Annotated in this window: 12 protein-coding genes and 3 pseudogenes; 11 read left to right on the top strand and 4 right to left on the bottom strand. The window is 59.2% G+C overall.

Annotation, left to right across the window (positions count from 1 at the left end; translation table 11 throughout):
* Positions 1-419 precede the first annotated feature (419 nt).
* Complete coding sequence (locus X757_RS1000000169110; RefSeq protein ID WP_023727257.1) at positions 420-611, top strand: hypothetical protein; 192 nt, start codon at positions 420-422, stop codon at positions 609-611.
* A gap of 176 nt (positions 612-787) precedes the next feature.
* On the opposite strand, the pseudogene X757_RS01000000165210 reads toward X757_RS1000000169110, so the two are convergent.
* Positions 788-2,141 (bottom strand): annotated as a pseudogene (locus X757_RS01000000165210) (radical SAM protein).
* A gap of 1,010 nt (positions 2,142-3,151) precedes the next feature.
* Between X757_RS01000000165210 and X757_RS142475 the strand changes: the two are divergent.
* The 5 genes and pseudogenes from X757_RS142475 to X757_RS142485 all read left to right on the top strand — a co-directional run bounded on the left by X757_RS142475 (position 3,152) and on the right by X757_RS142485 (position 6,548).
* The gene (locus X757_RS142475; RefSeq protein ID WP_023727254.1) at positions 3,152-4,309 is read left to right on the top strand and encodes a porin; all 1,158 of its coding nucleotides are present in this window, start codon (positions 3,152-3,154) and stop codon (positions 4,307-4,309) included.
* 33 nt (positions 4,310-4,342) lie between these two features.
* Positions 4,343-4,589: pseudogene (locus X757_RS0134740) on the top strand (thiazole synthase); the annotation flags it as partial.
* Positions 4,586-5,183 (top strand): annotated as a pseudogene (locus tag X757_RS01000000165205) (thiamine phosphate synthase); the annotation flags it as partial. The pseudogenes X757_RS0134740 and X757_RS01000000165205, both read left to right, overlap by 4 nt.
* Positions 5,184-5,231: 48 nt before the next feature.
* The gene (locus X757_RS1000000169105) at positions 5,232-5,543 is read left to right on the top strand and encodes a bifunctional hydroxymethylpyrimidine kinase/phosphomethylpyrimidine kinase (protein WP_352840212.1); all 312 of its coding nucleotides are present in this window, start codon (positions 5,232-5,234) and stop codon (positions 5,541-5,543) included.
* A gap of 510 nt (positions 5,544-6,053) precedes the next feature.
* Complete coding sequence (locus X757_RS142485; protein ID WP_031246656.1) at positions 6,054-6,548, top strand: MaoC family dehydratase; 495 nt, start codon at positions 6,054-6,056, stop codon at positions 6,546-6,548.
* 800 nt (positions 6,549-7,348) lie between these two features.
* Here the strand turns inward: X757_RS142485 and X757_RS142490 are convergent.
* Together X757_RS142490 and X757_RS142495 are read right to left on the bottom strand one after the other, a co-directional pair.
* On the bottom strand, positions 7,349-7,825 hold the full coding sequence (locus tag X757_RS142490) for a type II toxin-antitoxin system VapC family toxin (RefSeq protein ID WP_023727249.1): 477 nt from the start codon (positions 7,823-7,825) through the stop codon (positions 7,349-7,351).
* Positions 7,822-8,124 carry a hypothetical protein gene (locus X757_RS142495; protein WP_023671839.1) on the bottom strand — a complete coding sequence of 101 codons (303 nt, stop codon included), beginning with the start codon at positions 8,122-8,124 and terminating at the stop codon, positions 7,822-7,824. The genes X757_RS142490 and X757_RS142495 overlap by 4 nt, the downstream gene beginning before the upstream one ends.
* Before the next feature lie 390 nt (positions 8,125-8,514).
* Here X757_RS142495 and X757_RS1000000166990 point away from each other — a divergent pair, with 390 nt between their 5' ends.
* From X757_RS1000000166990 to X757_RS142510, 4 genes are all read left to right on the top strand, one after another.
* Positions 8,515-8,859: a recombinase family protein gene (locus X757_RS1000000166990; RefSeq protein WP_023727248.1), complete on the top strand. Its 345-nt coding sequence runs from the start codon at positions 8,515-8,517 to the stop codon at positions 8,857-8,859.
* A 623-nt stretch (positions 8,860-9,482) separates the two neighbouring features.
* Positions 9,483-10,820 carry a serine hydroxymethyltransferase gene (gene glyA, locus X757_RS142500; RefSeq protein ID WP_023727247.1) on the top strand — a complete coding sequence of 446 codons (1,338 nt, stop codon included), beginning with the start codon at positions 9,483-9,485 and terminating at the stop codon, positions 10,818-10,820.
* 54 nt (positions 10,821-10,874) lie between these two features.
* A complete protein-coding gene (gene metK, locus X757_RS142505) occupies positions 10,875-12,050 on the top strand; it encodes a methionine adenosyltransferase (RefSeq protein WP_023727246.1) in 1,176 nt (391 codons plus the stop codon).
* Between the two features lie 49 nt (positions 12,051-12,099).
* Positions 12,100-13,092 carry an adenosine kinase gene (locus X757_RS142510; protein ID WP_023727245.1) on the top strand — a complete coding sequence of 331 codons (993 nt, stop codon included), beginning with the start codon at positions 12,100-12,102 and terminating at the stop codon, positions 13,090-13,092.
* Positions 13,093-13,707: 615 nt separating this feature from the next.
* Here the strand turns inward: X757_RS142510 and X757_RS142515 are convergent.
* Positions 13,708-13,896: a hypothetical protein gene (locus X757_RS142515; protein ID WP_023727244.1), complete on the bottom strand. Its 189-nt coding sequence runs from the start codon at positions 13,894-13,896 to the stop codon at positions 13,708-13,710.
* Positions 13,897-13,921: 25 nt separating this feature from the next.
* Here X757_RS142515 and X757_RS01000000165200 point away from each other — a divergent pair, with 25 nt between their 5' ends.
* The gene (locus X757_RS01000000165200) at positions 13,922-15,616 is read left to right on the top strand and encodes a trehalose-6-phosphate synthase (protein WP_023727243.1); all 1,695 of its coding nucleotides are present in this window, start codon (positions 13,922-13,924) and stop codon (positions 15,614-15,616) included.
* Positions 15,617-16,168: the final 552 nt, after the last annotated feature.

Here is a 16,168-nt window from a genome sequence, read left to right as displayed (position 1 = left end):
GGATCCTGGCGGCCTACGGGGCATCGGACATGCTGGACGGGCGTGGCGATTCGCCTGCGCCCGCTATGCAAAATCGCCACACGCGGCTTTGCCGATTAGCTCCCGGCGCTGGCTGCCCACTATGCAGCCGCCGCGCGATGGGACACGCCTTTCTCGCAGCGGCGGCGCAGCCATGTCTTCCACGCGTCTAGCATCGAAGGAGGGAGGTCAGAGGTGGTCTCGGGACGGGGTGCTCGGCATTTATGAACCGACCGAGCGCCAGCGAGTGGTCGTCGGCGGGCTCGATGGCGGCATCAGGTCAGGGAACTCGGCCTCCATGATCATCTCCGATTTAATTCAAATTTGTCTGTATATATTGACGATTGCACTACCTTCACCTCGTAGACGGCAATGCGGGCGGGTAGAGAGGGTTCTATGATATGACAAGCGATTTTTCCGCCGCCCGAGTGCATTTAGATCGAGCGTATGACTACCTTTGTGGGGATGACCCGATGAGTCAAAGGGGCCGCGAAGCCTTGGACCTGCTAATTGAGGCCGTTGCCGTCGAAGAGTTCAAGCAGCCACGCCAAAGCGCTGAGGTGCTAAGGTTTCCGATCGGGCGCCGCTGCTGAGGTAATCTCCACGGCCGCCATGTAGCCTCGCGGGTGAGGCGCTCACGGCAGGGACTCGCCGCCCCGTGAGGGCCGGGAACGAACGCATTGGCAAACGGAAAGCCCACTTGCCAGACCAGCGCCCGGCCGGCGTGGCAAGTAGGCCGGCGGTTCCAAGCGGAGACATTGATGCCGGACTATGTCGTGCTTTGCATCGCATTAAGCTGCTGCGGGATATACGTAACGCCATCCCTAAAAACATCGAATGCGGCAGCGACAGCGCGAATCCCAAAGCGATGCTCCCGCCGTACGCGGACAAAGCCGTTTTCGAAGTCCACTATCCCGTCCTTGGCCAGCATCGCCAAGCGCTCAGCGGAATCGCGAAGACNCACGCGGTCGTCGTCTGTGAGGCGATGGCCCTTCGATGTCGCCAGTCGGCCAGCTGCGATGTGCTGGATGTAGGAATCCCGTGTAACTTCGTTTTGAACGTATCCCTGGCCGATGCGGCCGATAGCCGACGCGCCGAAACCGATCAGGGTTCTGCAGGTATCGGCAGAGTAGCCCAACNCCCTGGCCGATGCGGCCGATAGCCGACGCGCCGAAACCGATCAGGGTTCTGCAGGTATCGGCAGAGTAGCCCAACGAGTTACGTCGCAGGCGACCTGTTTCCTGTGCCAGCGCGAGCTCGTCGTGCGGCAAGGCGAAATGGTCGAGCCCGATCTCCCGGTAGCCGGCGGCAACCAGCGTCACGGCGACAGCCGCATGCTGTTCAGCGCGGGCAGCGCTGTCGGGAAGAAATTCCGCCTCGATGAGGCGCTGATTCTTTATTTGGGATGGGATATGCGAGTAGCCGAACAAGGCAAGCCGGTCGGGGCGCATGGCGACCGCCGCCCTCACTGTTTCGACGCACGACTCCACCGTTTGACGCGGCAGGCCGTAGATGACGTCGAAGTTGATGCGGCTTACTCCATGCCGGCGCAGCACTTCCACGGCAGCCGACGTCTGGGCCTCGCTCTGGATTCGGTTGATCGCTTTTTGAACAATGGGATCGAAGCTCTGTACGCCCAGGCTCGCGCGGTTCACGCCGGCCGCTCCCAAGCCTTCCGCCATCTCGGGCGTGAGTGTGCGTGGATCGATCTCGATGGCGACCGTAGCTGTTTTCGAGATGGCGAAGCGGCATCGCAGGAACTCCATCAGAGCGAGGAACTCGGCTGGTCCGATGAGAGACGGCGTTCCGCCGCCGAAATGTATGTCGCTCACGGGCAACGTCTTCGGCACTCGCTCCGAAACCAGACGGATCTCGTCACGCAGCGCCGCCAGATAGTTGAGGATGGGCGCATCACGGCGGGTGATGGTGGTTGGGAAGCCGCAATACCAGCAGGCTGATCGGCAGAACGGAACGTGCAGATAGAGTGACACCGGATCATCAGCCGGCAGGTTCCTGAGCCATTCCTCATAAGCCTCGGCGCCGACCGCCCCAGAGAACTCCGACACAGCCGGATAGATAGTGTACCAAGGCAGCCGGGCCTCTCGAAATTTCGTGGTCTGCAACGGTCACCGTCCCATGCTGATAACATCCAACCTTACCGCTGCGCTCGCCTGCGTCTTTGCGCTATGTCAGTCCGTTCCGCTTTGGGCTCGAAATTTTTTAGCAATGGGCGCCGTTCAGTCTTGGCTGGACAGCGATGGTCTGAGCGCACTCGGTCAGCGACTGACGATGGTGTTCCCGCCGAAACCCTCACGCGCACCGTTTTGTTCCACCGTCCCTTCCCTTCATCTGCGCGTGGGAGACTCTTCTGAGCGCAGATGAAGCATCCGATGAGACAATATACGGTGTTGGAGCCAGACTTTGCACGCCAGCTACCGCCGCCCATAATGATCTCTGCCGTCTCGATGAGCTCGTTGTGTGAATTGCTGGCAAGAAGCATTAGCTGTGCCGCGCCGCTTTCAGCACGAAAACCTGCTCGACGCGACCGTCAGGTCCGCCGCAATGCCAAGGCTGGCGCCTACCGACTCAGTGGTGCAAGGCTGCGGCGCGTGGTTATCGACCATCAGCTCGCCAAAGTGACGGCGTCGTACCGAGCGGTGGCCGCCGCATGATGCCTCGACGGCGGGGCTCACAGCAAACAATGCCGTCGCCATTAAGCCAAACTGTCGCGAAGCGAACAGACGAACCGTAGCCGAAACGTTTGCCGTTCGTGCTTGGGTGGATCCGCAAGGCAAAAAGAACGGAAGCGCGAACCAAGGTCCGCCCGCACATTTGAGCTTCAAGCCGCAGCTGGGTCGTCAGGGTGGCACGTCATTTGCAGTAGTACCCTTTGTGAGGCCCGCCGCGGAGGTGAAAAGGGTGATTGTACAAAAATGTTGTATGACCGTCTGGGAGTGATAACTACTTAATATATGTGACAACAAGTCTCAATCACATTCTAAATTCTCCTGAGCATTAGCACGACAGGTGCAGCAACACTCCTAGAATTCAGCTTGATGCGCTATCAACCGTTTGCTTAGCAAAAATCATTTATCGGTCTCGATTCCTTTTACTATTTAGACGGAGATCAACAATGACCATTGGGAGCCTCCTCCTCGGCTCAACTGCGGCACTGGTCGCCGTTTCCGACGCTCGCGCCGTGATCATCGTCCCCGAGCCTGATCCGACTGAGTACCTCAAGATCTGCGACGTCTACGGCTCGGGCTACATCTACATTTCAGGCACCGAGGCCTGCCTGCGCATCGGCGGCTATGTCAGTTACGACGTCGGCTTGGGCCATGTCGGATTGTTTGACCACGCAAGAACCTCAGATGTGAGGACTGGTGAGGATCAGGGTACATGGCAAAACAATACGCGCTTCACACTGAAAGCTTGGACCGGCCAGGAGACCGAACTCGGCACGTTGAAGACCTATACCGAAACCCGCGTGAATTTCGGTAACCGCCACACTTCGGTTTCGGACAGTTCTCGGTCCTATGCCTTCAACGGAGACAGCATCTTGACTTTCGCCTGGATTCAGCTTGGTGGCCTCCGAGTTGGTAAGGACTGGTCGGCCTTCGACATGTTTATTGGCGGCGCGGGTGACGTACTCAACCAGACGCCGGTTCCGTACGGCGCTTTGGATACCGATGTGGTCCAGTACTACTTCGACGCCGCGAACGGCTTTTCCGCCGTGGTTTCGCTCGAAGAAGGCTCAGGCGTGGTGGGCACAATCGACAACTACGCTCCGCACATAGTCGGCGGCTTGAAATACACACATGGCTGGGGAGCGATCACCGGCGTTGCTGGTTATGATAGCAACTACGAATCGGTAGCCGCCAAGGTCCGTGTCGACATCAATGTCACCAACGAACTGTTGCTGTTCGGAATGTTCGGCTACGGTTCCAATGGCAAGCTCAACGACGACTCCATGAACGCGATCGACGCTCATGGTCGCGGCTTCTATAAGATTTGGGGCGGGAACTGGGCTTTCTGGGCTGGCGCCGCTTACGAGCTCAACGAGACAACTTCGTTCAACCTTCAGCTCTCGGGTGATCAGCTCAAGAACTATGGTGTCGCTGCGAACGTCGCCTATGCGCTTCTTCCAGATTTCACAGTTACGGCTGAACTCGACTACGACCGCTACGGAGGCTCCGCCGTCGGAAAGGTGAAAGCTTCCGAAGTGAACTGGGCCAATGCCAACAAGAAGAGCAGTGTCGGCGGTATCCTGCGTTTCGAACGCTCATTCTAATGCGATGAAGCGTTGAGCTCCGAGGTGCAGTTGATGCGCGGACATTTCCCCTACATTCCGTTTGATTGTGGATGCGTGGCTCGGACGGCCGTCGTACGCGGCGACGTCATGGAGCTCGGGTTTGACGCCGTGCTCCTGAACACGGCGGTCCCGAGGGCGGCCGATCCGGTCGGGATGGCGCGTGCGTTCGGCAAGGGCGGTCGATGCCATTCGTGAAGCTAGCACTGGAATGCTCGAACCGCGCTACTCACCGAAGGTCGGCAGGGCTGTCTTCTCATGAAGCTCGATCCCTTCTATCTGAATTTCGACGTGCCGGCTGGGTTGACCGGCTGGCGCCGCTCGGCGTGCGTCTGCTGCAGCTCCGGATAAAGGATATGGACGAGAAAGGACTGCAGACGGAAATCCGCCGCGCGAACGACGCCTGCGCGGTCCATGGTTGCCAAGTGAGCGTCAACGACAATTGGCGCACGGCAATCGAGGAAGGCTGCGACTTCGTCCATCTTGGTCAAAAGGATTTGGCTGCCGCCGATGCTGACGATTAAATACGCCGGATTGAAGCTCGGTCTTTCGATCCACGATCACACCGAACTGGAAACGGCGCCAGTGGCCGAGCCGGAGTATGTGGCGCTCGGCCCAGTCTATCCAACTAGCCTCAAGAAGATGAATGGGCGTCGCAAGGGCTCGAGCGGATCAGCGAGTGGAAGCACCAGGTCGCGCCGATCCCATTGGTCTCCATCGGCGGCCTCAACCTGACCGGCTCGAAGGCGTTTTTCGAGGCTGGCGCGGAAAGCGCAGCCGTGGTCACCGACTTTGCGCTGAACGACGCCCCAGAAGCGCGCACGCGAGAATGCATCGAAAGACAGAACAATGGCGCTGGGGCGAGAACCGCATCTGCTCGTTGTTGTCGGGTCAGATTCCCGCGGTGGGGCTGGAATTGCCCGCGAGATCGAGACGATCGCTTGCCTTGACGTGCGCACCTGCCTTTGCTGTCAGCGCGCTGACGGTGCAAACCCAGGAAGACGCCTTGGAAATCCAAGTTACGCAACCCGGTCTGGTGACGGGTCAAATGCGCGTTGCGCTTCAAGCTAACAGAGTGGCCGGCACCAAGGTTGGCATGCTCGCAACGGCTGAGATCATCGTCGCTGCGGTTGCAGGCTGTGCTGCGCGAATATCGGGCGCATATCGACAGTCCAGATCCGGTGCTGGCTTCCACGTCAGGCCGAGCGCTTCTTGAAGCAAGCGCCATCCCGCATCATGAAGTAGCATCTGATGCCGCTTTGCCGTGTCGACACCCAATGTCATTGAACTGGCGCTTCTTGCCGGCTCAGAGCTAGCGGCCAATGAGGTCGGCGCGCTTCAAGAAGGACCACAAGCTACCCCGTCTGCTGGACTACTCCTCCACCATTCGAGACACGGATGGTTCCTATCCAGACAATTGATTTTATCAATCTGCGACAATACCGCATAGCGGCGCCGGCGGAATGATCATCCGGAGCAAGACGAGCTGCTTTCGGCTGCCTGCACGACGCGCACCGCGACCGAGTACAAGCCGGCTCGTCTGCAGCCATGTTCGGATCGGCCGCATCGGTGCGCCGAATGAGATTGCCGGCGGAACGCTCTATTCGTGCAGCTGTGACGGCAGTCATCTCACCGGAGCCATCCTGCCGATGGATGGCCGGCAGTCGGTGCAGCATGGGCTGACACTGTTCACGGAATGAAGCCGCTCGCGCTTCGGACGGTTGAAATGGAGGACATTAGCTTGGAACCGATCAGTCTCGACGAGCTTCTGGCCAGCGTCGGCAAGGAAGTCGGCGTGTCGCCGTGGCGGGTGGTCTCGCAGCGGATGATCGACCAGTTCGCCGAGTCCACCGATGACCACCAGTTCATCCACTGCGATCCGGAGCGCGCCAAGCGCGAGACGCCGTTCGGCGGCACCATCGCACATGGCTTCCTGTCGCTTTCGCTTTTGTCGGCGATGACTTTCGAGACCATGCGGCCGCTCGAAAACTGCAAGATGGGTGTCAACTATGGCTTCGAATCGCTGCGCTTCCTGGCGCCGGTGAAAACCGGATCGCGCATCCGCACCCGTTTCGTACTGGCCGACATCAAGGTCAGGCCGTCGGGCTGGGTGCAGACGGCGCTGGGCGTGACGATTGAGATCGAGGGCTCGAAAAAGCCGGCGCTGACCGCGCGCTGGTTGACGCTGACGCTGATCAAACGCCAGCCGGAGGCGGCCTGAATTGTCAACGAGCGTCAGCAGAGACGATCTTCACGTGCCGGGGCGATGTAGGCGACCAGTGCGCACCGATCGGCAACGCGGCCACGGGGGTCGGCTAGATAGAGTGGCAGGAATGCCTAATCGGGGCTCCGTCTCGGAAGGGGCGTCGATGTATCGGAAGCGCTTCGGCTTTCGGCGCTGCATTCCTTCTTCACGAAGTCCATGGAGAATTCCCGACCACGGGGTTGAAAGATCGGCTTGTGATCGGAGTGGGCAGATCCTCCCCGACTAAATCTGCCAATAGGGTGTTATCGAGTTAATCGGGTCGAACTTGAGGTCGCGGGTGTCGCTGATCGGCTGCTCGTCGAGCTCGAGAGCTGCCAGCTAAAGGCAGAACACGGCGATGCCAAGAGCCTCCGCAGTTGATGTGGACGCCCAGAGCTGGGAGTACAGACCGACGAGTTCCCGGCGGGCGAACTTGCCATTGGTAGCGCGCCAGACCAGTCGCGAGAAAGCCTCGATGAGAAGGCCCCGAGCCGCGCGCGGCATCGACTACAGTGGCGTTTGGCGAGAGGCCTTCGAAGACGAGATCGAGTGTAAGATGGACGAGCTCGACACGCATATCGCGCAGTCCCTGCGATCGCGCCTTGTCCGCGGCGCTCGTGCGAGCGAACTGTTGGTAGATCGAGCTGACTAGATGAACCGGGATGGCATTAAAGCGGAACTGGAAGAGACGCCCTGGCCGAACTAAGCAAGATCAATCCAGCCATCGCTAAAGGTAGGCGAACACGAGACGTTCGGACTCCGTGCCGCTGAAATCCTCAAATTGAATTGGCCGGACCGTTGGAGCTATCATCACCCGCTTGGCTTCCAGAGCTACGGAGCGGGTTGATTATCTGAACGTCCTCGAAGTCCTTTTCATTGTCGGTCACTACGACACACTCGTTGGCTTCGGCTACAGCGGCAATGATTGTGTCTAGGGCGCTCCGCGAACGGCCTCTGGCTTTGCCGTTGGCCATCAGCCGCGCCCACACGAGGCCAGCTTTCTCGTCGAACGATAGCACGCGGCCAGCGAACAGCGCTTGCGGGCCTTCGGAGCCCTCGAACCAAGTTTCAAGGCTGCTGCGCTTTTTCCCCTTCGGCTTCTCTAGGATGCCTCGGCGAATTTCGGCGACAGTAAGCGAAGCAATGAAGAGGTCTTCGTCCTTCTGCGCGCCCATCCAGGCCAGCAACGAGCCCGAAGGCTCCGGCTTTATGACGTTGCTGATGATATTGGTATGAAGAAGGTAGCGCGTCACAGGTCGATCTTGCGCCCCTCTTCGCGCGGCCGGCTGAGGTCGAGATTGGAGCCAACCAGAGGCGAGCGACGCAACGCGGCGAGAATGCTGCCCGCTTTCGGTGGCTCACCCGCCACGGCTTGCTGTATGGTCCGACGAAGCTGTCGGGCATCCGGCCCGCTCTCCGTTAATTTTCGGGCAAGAGTTCGCAGTAGATCGCGGTCTGCGTCGAACGCCTGGATCTCGAACCGCGCGATGCCGCGCTCAGCCAGGCGAGAGCGATAATTCTCGATGGCTCTCTTCTGTGCAGTGTTGCCCATCGCGTGCCTCCGTTCTCTATCCGGATATATAGCCATGGCTTCTTCGGAGCACAAGGTGCCCCGTCATCGGCCAGCACTGGCTCCTGCGCGACGCGCGTTATTGATAGAATCCAGCTTGTCGAAGCACTGTGACTTGGCATCATTGTCGCGAAACGGAGTATTTCGCGTCAGGACAGGAACGCGATCATAGCGCGCCGAAACGGCAACAGCCGAAAAGCTTCGTGTGGTCGCCGGCGCGGCCCGCGAATCGGCTGTGTCTGCGTCGCCGAAGCCCGATCGACGCTTCGTCAATCTGGTCCGGCTGCTGGCGCGACAGGCCGCACGGGATTTCGTTCAAGCCGAAACGGATAGCCAGACGCGAGACCGCGTCCCGGAGTAAGGGGCCGCCTCATGAAGGTCGCGCTTGGCGCTCGCTACTCAACTGACAATCACCGAGACGCCTCGATCGAGGATCAGTTGCGGCTCTGCTGCTTGCGTGCTGAAAAGCAAGGCTGGACAGTCGTCCACAGCAATACCCACCGCGCGATCTGCGGTGCGTCGCTGTTGCGTCCCGGCCTTCAGGAGCTGATCAGCGATGCGATGCAGGGCAAATTCCTGATCGTGCTCGCAGAGGCGATGGATCGCCTGACCATGACCGCTGCAAACCGGGAGCAGGCCAGGCTGGGCAAACGTTGCAACAGATCCTTCAAGGAAATTCATAGACTCTTAGCAACTCCGGCTCGCTGTGAATGGTAGGCTTATTGCAACGTCTGAGGTCAGTGGTCCCAAACCGTGGCCCCGCTTGTCTTCGACTGGCCGAACTGCTTGCAATTTCGGCTAAAGGCAAGAAGAGCGCCCATTTGTTTGTTCGACACAGGATATCGACGGTCGTCACGGCCACCGAGATTTGTCCGGTCGTTGGACAACCCTTCGAAATCTGCAACTTCTGCGGAGAACGCGAAATGAGAAATTCGGTAGGACTTGGTCCTGAGCCATGATGACACTGGTTAGTCGCCTACGCATGGCAGCGCATCCTGACCGCCTTCGAATCCTGGGCCTTTGTGCGCATGCGGACCTAACTGTCTGCGAGCTAGCGGAGATTCTGAGCGTGTGTCGAGAGCGGGTTGCGCGACACGTCCGGCTGCTCGCCAGAGCCGACTTTCTTTGCTGCAACGAACAGCCTCCGTGGCGCTCGTACCATCTCAACGCAGGATCCAACGACGGCGGGCTGGTTCAATTATTGGTCGATCTCCTGCCCCATCGCGACGGCTATCATAAACAGGACCTGCAGCGGCTCGAAGCGGTACGAGACACGCGGCCGAAAGGGACCGCGTGCTTGATCGTGAAATAGGTCAATCCAATTGGAGCGCGAAGCTACCATGGACAACTCCGCAGACGGCGCGATCGCACAGCCGGACACCCACGGGCGGTCTTCCTTGGCCGCGGTTGATTGCCGCGTCCACGAGCTGCTTCTGAGACAGGAGCGGCAGGAGCGGACGACCCTCAAGCTCATCGCCTCAGAGAACTTTGCGTCCTCGGCCGTGCTGGAAGCGAACGGCTCGATTTTCACGAACAAGTACGCCGAGGGGTACCCCGGCGCGCGCTACTACGCTGGAAACGAGATCGTTGATGAGCTTGAGAACCTGGCCATTGAGCGCCTGAAAACGCTATTTGGCAGCGAGCATGCCAACGTCCAGCCTTATTCCGGCTCGCCGGCCAACCAGGCTGTCTATCGTGCGCTTTTGAGTCCCGGTGACAAAGTCATGGGCTTGCCCCTTCCGGAAGGGGGCCATCTGACTCATGGTTGGGCCATCAACTTTTCCGGAACTGACTATCAACGCGTGCCCTATGGACTAGATGAAAAGACACAGCAGATTGACTATGACCGCTTGCGCGAGACAGCCAAGCGGGAACGGCCGCGGCTCATTTGGGTCGGCGGAACTGCTTACCCGCGTGTCTTTGACTACGCGGCAATGGCAGAAATCGCCCTGGAAGCGAACTCCTATCTCGTAGCCGACATTGCGCACATCAGCGGCCTGATTGCCGCAGGAGCGCACCCGAATCCCGTGGGCCATTGCGACGTGGTCAGCAGCACGTCCCACAAGTCGATCCGCGGTCCCCGCGGTGGCTTCATTTTGTCAAGGAACGAAGATCGCTATCAGGCGCTGTATCATACAAAGAGCAAATACAATCTCGCCAGACGAATAGACCGGGCGGTCTTCCCTCACCTGCAAGGCGGGCCCCACATGAATGCCATCGCTGCGCTAGCGGTTGCCTTGCACGAAGCCGCGAACCCGTCCTTCCGAAGCTACGGCCAACAGACGGTCAAGAATGCCAAGGCTCTGGCACATGCACTGCTTGAGCGAGGTTATGACCTGGTGACCGGGGGGACGGACAATCACATGCTGATCCTTGATCTTCGCGATCGGCCACTATCGGGCAAGGCCTATGCCGAGCGACTAGCAAAGGCAGGAATCATCACAAACTTTAATATGGTGCTTGGCGACCCGCGGCATCCGGCGGTCACAAGCGGAATTCGCCTGGGGGCGCCAGCAGTGACGTCAATGGGCATGCGCGATGTGGAAATGGTGCAAATTGCTGGCTTCATTGACTCCGTCCTCCAGCGGCCAGACGACGAAGATCTCCATGCCTGCGTGCGAAGAGACGTTGCCGACTTGTGCGCTGCGTTCGAGGTCCCGGGCATCTGCGACAAGTAAGGTCGGCCAAGCAAAATGCCCATACCACATCCAACACCCCGAAGCGAGGTATTCATGGCTAGGCAGTTCGTGTTCTCTTCCGAATCGGTTGGCGCGGGGCACCCGGATAAGTTGGCCGACAACATCTCGGATGCCATCCTCGATGCCATCCTCCGCACAGATCCCAAGGCGCGCGTCGCCTGTGAAGCGTTGGTAAAATCAGGGATAGTCGTTCTGGCTGGCGAGATCACCAGCGATGCGCAGGTGGATTATAGCCAAGTTGCGCGCGATACGATTCTCGACATTGGGTACGACGACGAGGCCGTCGGCTTTGACGGCCGGCGTTGCGCCGTCGTTCATGCCCTCACCGAGCAGTCGCCCGACATCAGCCAAGGCGTTGACGAGGGAAGAGGGCAAGACCTCCAGCAGGGAGCGGGAGATCAGGGCCTCATGTTCGGCTACGCATGCCGCGAAACCGATACCCTGATGCCTTTGCCGATCCAGCTCGCTCATCGCTTGACGAAACGGCAGGCGTATGTCCGGAAGGCACAACAGCTTGGCTGGTTGCGTCCTGACATGAAATCCCAAGTCTCAGTGCGCTATGAGGGGTTGCGCCCGGTCGCCCTGGATACCATCGTCGTGTCGACGCAACATGACGAGCAGGTCTCGCAAGAGACTGTCCGCGAGGGCGTCATTGAGGAAATCATCAAGCCTGTCCTGCCGACCCACCTGGAGACGGAAGGCATCAGAATTCTGGTCAACCCGACGGGGCGGTTCGTAGTCGGCGGGCCGCGCGGCGACTGCGGTCTCACTGGACGCAAGATCATCGTCGATTCCTATGGCGGGATGGGTCGTCATGGCGGCGGCGCCTTCTCGGGCAAGGACCCGTCCAAGGTTGACCGCTCAGCTGCCTATGCAGCCCGCTATGTCGCAAAGAACATCGTCGCTAGCGGACTTGCGGACGTGTGCGAGGTGCAGCTTGCTTACGCAATCGGCGTGGCCAGTCCGGTTTCCGTCATGGTCAACACGTTCGGGACAGCCAGGGTTGAGGAAAGCAGGATCGAGCGCCTCATTCTTGAGTTGTTCGATCTCAGACCGAAAGGCATTATCAAGATGCTTGATCTCTTGCGCCCTATATACCGCAATACAGCCACCTATGGCCATTTCGGCCGTGAAGAGCCTGATTTCACCTGGGAGAAGACAGACAGGGCGGACGAATTGCGTCGCGAGGCAGGACTAGCCGCCCCGTGAAGCCGCCGGCGAGCGAATTGGCAAGCGGAAAGCCCAAGCGGAGACATTGATGCCGGATTATGACGTGCTTTGCATCGGCAATGCCATTGTCGACATCATCGCCCAGTGCGACGACGCTTTTCTGGTGACCAACGGCATCATCAAGGGTGCCATGAACCTCATCGATACCAAGCGCGCCGAGCTGCTCTACAGCCACATGGGGCCGGCGATCGAGGCCTCCGGTGGCAGCGCCGGCAACACGGCGGCCGGCGTCGCCAGCTTCGGCGGCCGCGCCGCCTTCTTCGGCAAGGTGTCCAACGATGCGCTGGGCGAAATCTATGCGCACGACATCCATGCGCAGGGCGTTGCCTTCGACACCAGGCCGCTCGAGGGCGAGCCGCCGACGGCGCGCTCGATGATCTTCGTCACCCCGGACGGCGAGCGCTCGATGAACACCTATCTCGGCGCCTGCGTCGAGCTTGGGCCGGAGGATGTCGAGGCCGACAAGGCGTCTGGCGCCAAGGTCACCTATTTCGAGGGCTATCTGTGGGACCCGCCGCGCGCCAAGGAGGCGATCCGGCAGACGGCGAAGCTCGCGCACGAGGCCGGGCGCGAAGTCTCGATGACACTGTCGGATTCGTTTTGCGTTGACCGCTACCGCGACGAGTTCCTCGATCTGATGCGCTCGCGCACGGTCGACATCGTCTTTGCCAACAGCGACGAGATCAAGTCGCTCTACCAGACCTCGTCCTTCGACGAGGCGGTGGCGCAGATCCGCAAGGACTGCAAGATCGCCGCCGTCACACGCTCGGAAAAAGGCTCGGTTATCGTGCGCGGCGACGAGACCGTGGTCATCCATGCGACCGCCATCAAGGAGCTGGTCGACACGACGGGCGCCGGCGATCTCTACGCCGCCGGTTTCCTGCATGGCTACACGCAAGGCCGCGACCTCAAGACCTGCGGCGACCTTGGCTCGCTGGCGGCCGGCCTGGTGATCCAGCAGATCGGCCCAAGGCCAAGGCAGAATTTGCGCCGCGAGGCGGAACGGGCTGGGTTGCTGTAGATGCGCGGGCAACTAACCAGCCGCCCTACTGACGCGATCATCGCAGTGGCGGAACTGTGTCAAAGCTCGCTGATAGCGACAGCCATTCGCTTCGGAGAACTGACCGATTCTGCTGCCGTGAAGCTCGCTGGAAGAGCGGTGCAAGGCGGGCTTGCCTTGACGGCATTCACCGTCATCGAGATCGCCACCGGCATTTTCCAGAAGCTCAGCTTGGGGAAGGCCAGTAAGGTTCCTGAGGTAACGGAGAACTCGCGGCGTCCGTCGGAGCACTTGACTTGCGATCACGTCCCACGATGCCGAATGCGGGCAGACTGGTTCGCCATTGGTATGGGACCAGCGGAATTGGCAGCAGGGCTTCATCTTCGTCAATCTCGACGAGGCGCCGGATGTGGAGCCCGGCATTCGCGGATTCAGGAAGTGCTCGCCTGGCTGGTATTCACATCGCGGTCTGGCTCGGGCCCTGACGGGCGGAAAGGGACTATCCCGCCCTCTCCGATCTCCGTGTCAAAACTCTTCGGCAGACGCAGGATCGCATCACGGTGCCCGGCAGCCTTGGCGGCAGCGACATAGTTTCAGTTCATTTCAACAGGTGCTGGCATCTACTGGGTGTATCTCTTATCCGAACAATCCAACAATTACCGCAAGCACGGTCCGCTCGATCGGGTCGCCAGCTATTTTCGCGATAAGCCGGTTCTTGAGGGCGCCGAAGCCGAAACGCGACAATCGGTCGCCATTTGCTCTGACGCTCGTCAGATTCTCGTCAGCAGGGGTGTGCCAATCTGGGAATGCCAGTTGCTCCATCATGGGGAATATTCAACGGAGGCATGAAATGGACGCATTGAACAACGCCAACTCGCCGCGCCGGAACCTCACATGGCAAACTGGGGCTGTTCACGAACTAATCGCTTTTGAACAACCCCTGAGAGACTTGCCACAGGAGCGAGAACAACAAGCCGAAGTTGGCCCGTCCCGTCCTGTTGTCTCAGCCGCAGACCAGCGCTTCAACACGGCGGCCCAGCAGCCACATAGGAGTCTTATCGCAATTTCCAACCGCGGTGCGACTGTCAATTCTGATCAGCCCAAGACAGGCGGGCTTTCGGCGGCCCTGGAGTGCGTCGTGGAGCGTTCCGGCGCGGTCTGGGTAGGTTTTTCCGAGCATCTTGGCGACGGGGATAAGCAACAGGTGCCCCTCGTGCAGCGTGGCAAAGGTCAAATCGGGTGGCTCGATGGGCCGGCAGCGGACTATTCTCGGTACTATCAAGGTTTTGCAAATTCAATATTGTGGCCGGCGCTCCACTCGCTGCCGGACCGGATCTCAGGCTCGGAAGAGGATTATAAAAGTTATCGCGACGTCAATGCCTTCATGGCGCGCGCGGTGTCCGAATTGGGAGATAACGCAGTCTACTGGGTTCATGACTACCATTTCCTGCCGCTCGGCGCTGATTTGCACAGACTCGGCATTGACCGGCCGATCGGCCATTTCCTGCATACGCCATGGCCCGAGTCTGACATGATGGAGCGCGTGCCCAATTCTGGCGAGCTAATGAAATGTATGCTCGAGTATGATCTGCTCGGATTCCAGACCGACCGTGATGTGAGCAATTTCCTCGCCTGTGTCCAATCTCATTTGGGGCTGGAGAGCAAGAACGGGGTCGTTTTCTCGGACCATGGCCAGACGCAATGCCAAAATTTTCCTATAGGTATCGATCCGAAGCAATTCGAACAGTGTGCCGCAGATTCGCTTGAGGCGCAGAAAGCCTACATTTCGCAGTTGAAACTTGGCGGAGCAAAGCTAGTTATCGGCGTCGATCGGCTCGACTACACCAAGGGCATCGACAATCGGATTAAAGCTTTCGATCTGCTGGCAGTCGAGCCGCAACGTGTCTCGCTCTTGCAAATCGCAACTCCCTCACGTGGCGACATCCAAGCGTACAGCGAATATCGGCGCGACGTCGAAAGACTCGTCAATCAAGTCAACAACCGGCATGGCACGGACGAGTGGATGCCGATTATCTATGAGAACAGGTCGTTCACCCAAGCTGAGATATCGGGTCTTTACAGAGCCGCGCGTGTTTGCGTTGTGACGCCGTTGCGCGATGGCATGAATCTTGTGGCGAAAGAATACATTGCTGCACAAGATCCGAGCGACCCTGGCGTTCTGGTGTTATCGAAGTTTGCCGGCGCGGCCGAAGACTTCGGCGAGGACGCCCTGCTGGTAAATCCGAGGCTCTCCGACGAGATAGCTACCGCGATCTCAAGAGCGGCCAGCATGCCGCGCGAAGAACGCATCCAACGCTGGCGGAGGATGATGGACAAACTTGAAGCGTATACGATCCACCATTGGTCAGCGGACTTCGTTCGGCAACTGGACAGCAGCCGGGTTACGGTCCCTGCGGATCACTTCCACTATGTTGGCTTGGGCTGGATCAGCGAGGCCCAAATGCCTTCGTATCGGACCGAGCCAGAATTGCACACCGCGCTGACGCGTGCACTGGATAAAAACTGGGTCCTGCCGATCGTATGATGCAGAATATGAAGCACGCGAGCTTTGCCTGCATTTGCGCATCCCTCAATGCCGAGCGCTTGGAGAGAGAGATACTTATCCTGACCGCCTGAATGCGGCTTAAGCGGCTTATCGGGACCACAGTCGGGCTTTGCATCAAACCCTTGAGCCAGGCTCCGTCAGTGTGGTCTCTTGCCGCCGAGCGGAGTCATCACGATTGCCTAGTCACCCGTGATGACGACTGGCGTGCCAATTCCCCTCGGACCACGGTTTGGCGCTCACTCCGAGAAAACCGCTTCTACCACGCACGCACGGCTTGCGGCCGCATCGTTAAACATCGCCACCAATGCGATCTTCTGCATTCTAATGACGTTGTCACGCGCTTGAAGTCTTGTCCGAAATCCTTCATCGGCGACCTGCGAGGGATGTCGCAGCCCGACAGGGATCCATTAGTTGGACAATGGTGGCAGCGGAGCAGCGCCGCCAATGGGCGACTGAATATTTCACAATGTTAGACAAGCGTAAAAGCGAAATCACATAACGACATAAACATTTCGTTATGCGTCATTGACA

The organism is Mesorhizobium sp. LSHC412B00, assembly GCF_000503035.1.
GTDB lineage: Bacteria > Pseudomonadota > Alphaproteobacteria > Rhizobiales > Rhizobiaceae > Mesorhizobium.
Note: the sequence above shows the minus strand (reverse complement) of the source record. Positions and strands in the feature narration are given on the sequence as shown.

Coding starts and splice junctions, on each gene's coding strand:
- X757_RS01000000165200 (WP_023727243.1), top strand. CDS start 13,922: ATGGACGCATTGAACAACGCCAACTCGCCGCGCCGGAACCTCACATGG.
- X757_RS142515 (WP_023727244.1), bottom strand. CDS start 13,896: ATGATGGAGCAACTGGCATTCCCAGATTGGCACACCCCTGCTGACGAG.
- X757_RS1000000169110 (WP_023727257.1), top strand. CDS start 420: ATGACAAGCGATTTTTCCGCCGCCCGAGTGCATTTAGATCGAGCGTAT.
- metK (WP_023727246.1), top strand. CDS start 10,875: ATGGCTAGGCAGTTCGTGTTCTCTTCCGAATCGGTTGGCGCGGGGCAC.
- X757_RS1000000166990 (WP_023727248.1), top strand. CDS start 8,515: ATGAAGGTCGCGCTTGGCGCTCGCTACTCAACTGACAATCACCGAGAC.
- X757_RS142475 (WP_023727254.1), top strand. CDS start 3,152: ATGACCATTGGGAGCCTCCTCCTCGGCTCAACTGCGGCACTGGTCGCC.
- X757_RS142510 (WP_023727245.1), top strand. CDS start 12,100: ATGCCGGATTATGACGTGCTTTGCATCGGCAATGCCATTGTCGACATC.
- X757_RS142495 (WP_023671839.1), bottom strand. CDS start 8,124: ATGGGCAACACTGCACAGAAGAGAGCCATCGAGAATTATCGCTCTCGC.
- glyA (WP_023727247.1), top strand. CDS start 9,483: ATGGACAACTCCGCAGACGGCGCGATCGCACAGCCGGACACCCACGGG.
- X757_RS142485 (WP_031246656.1), top strand. CDS start 6,054: ATGGAGGACATTAGCTTGGAACCGATCAGTCTCGACGAGCTTCTGGCC.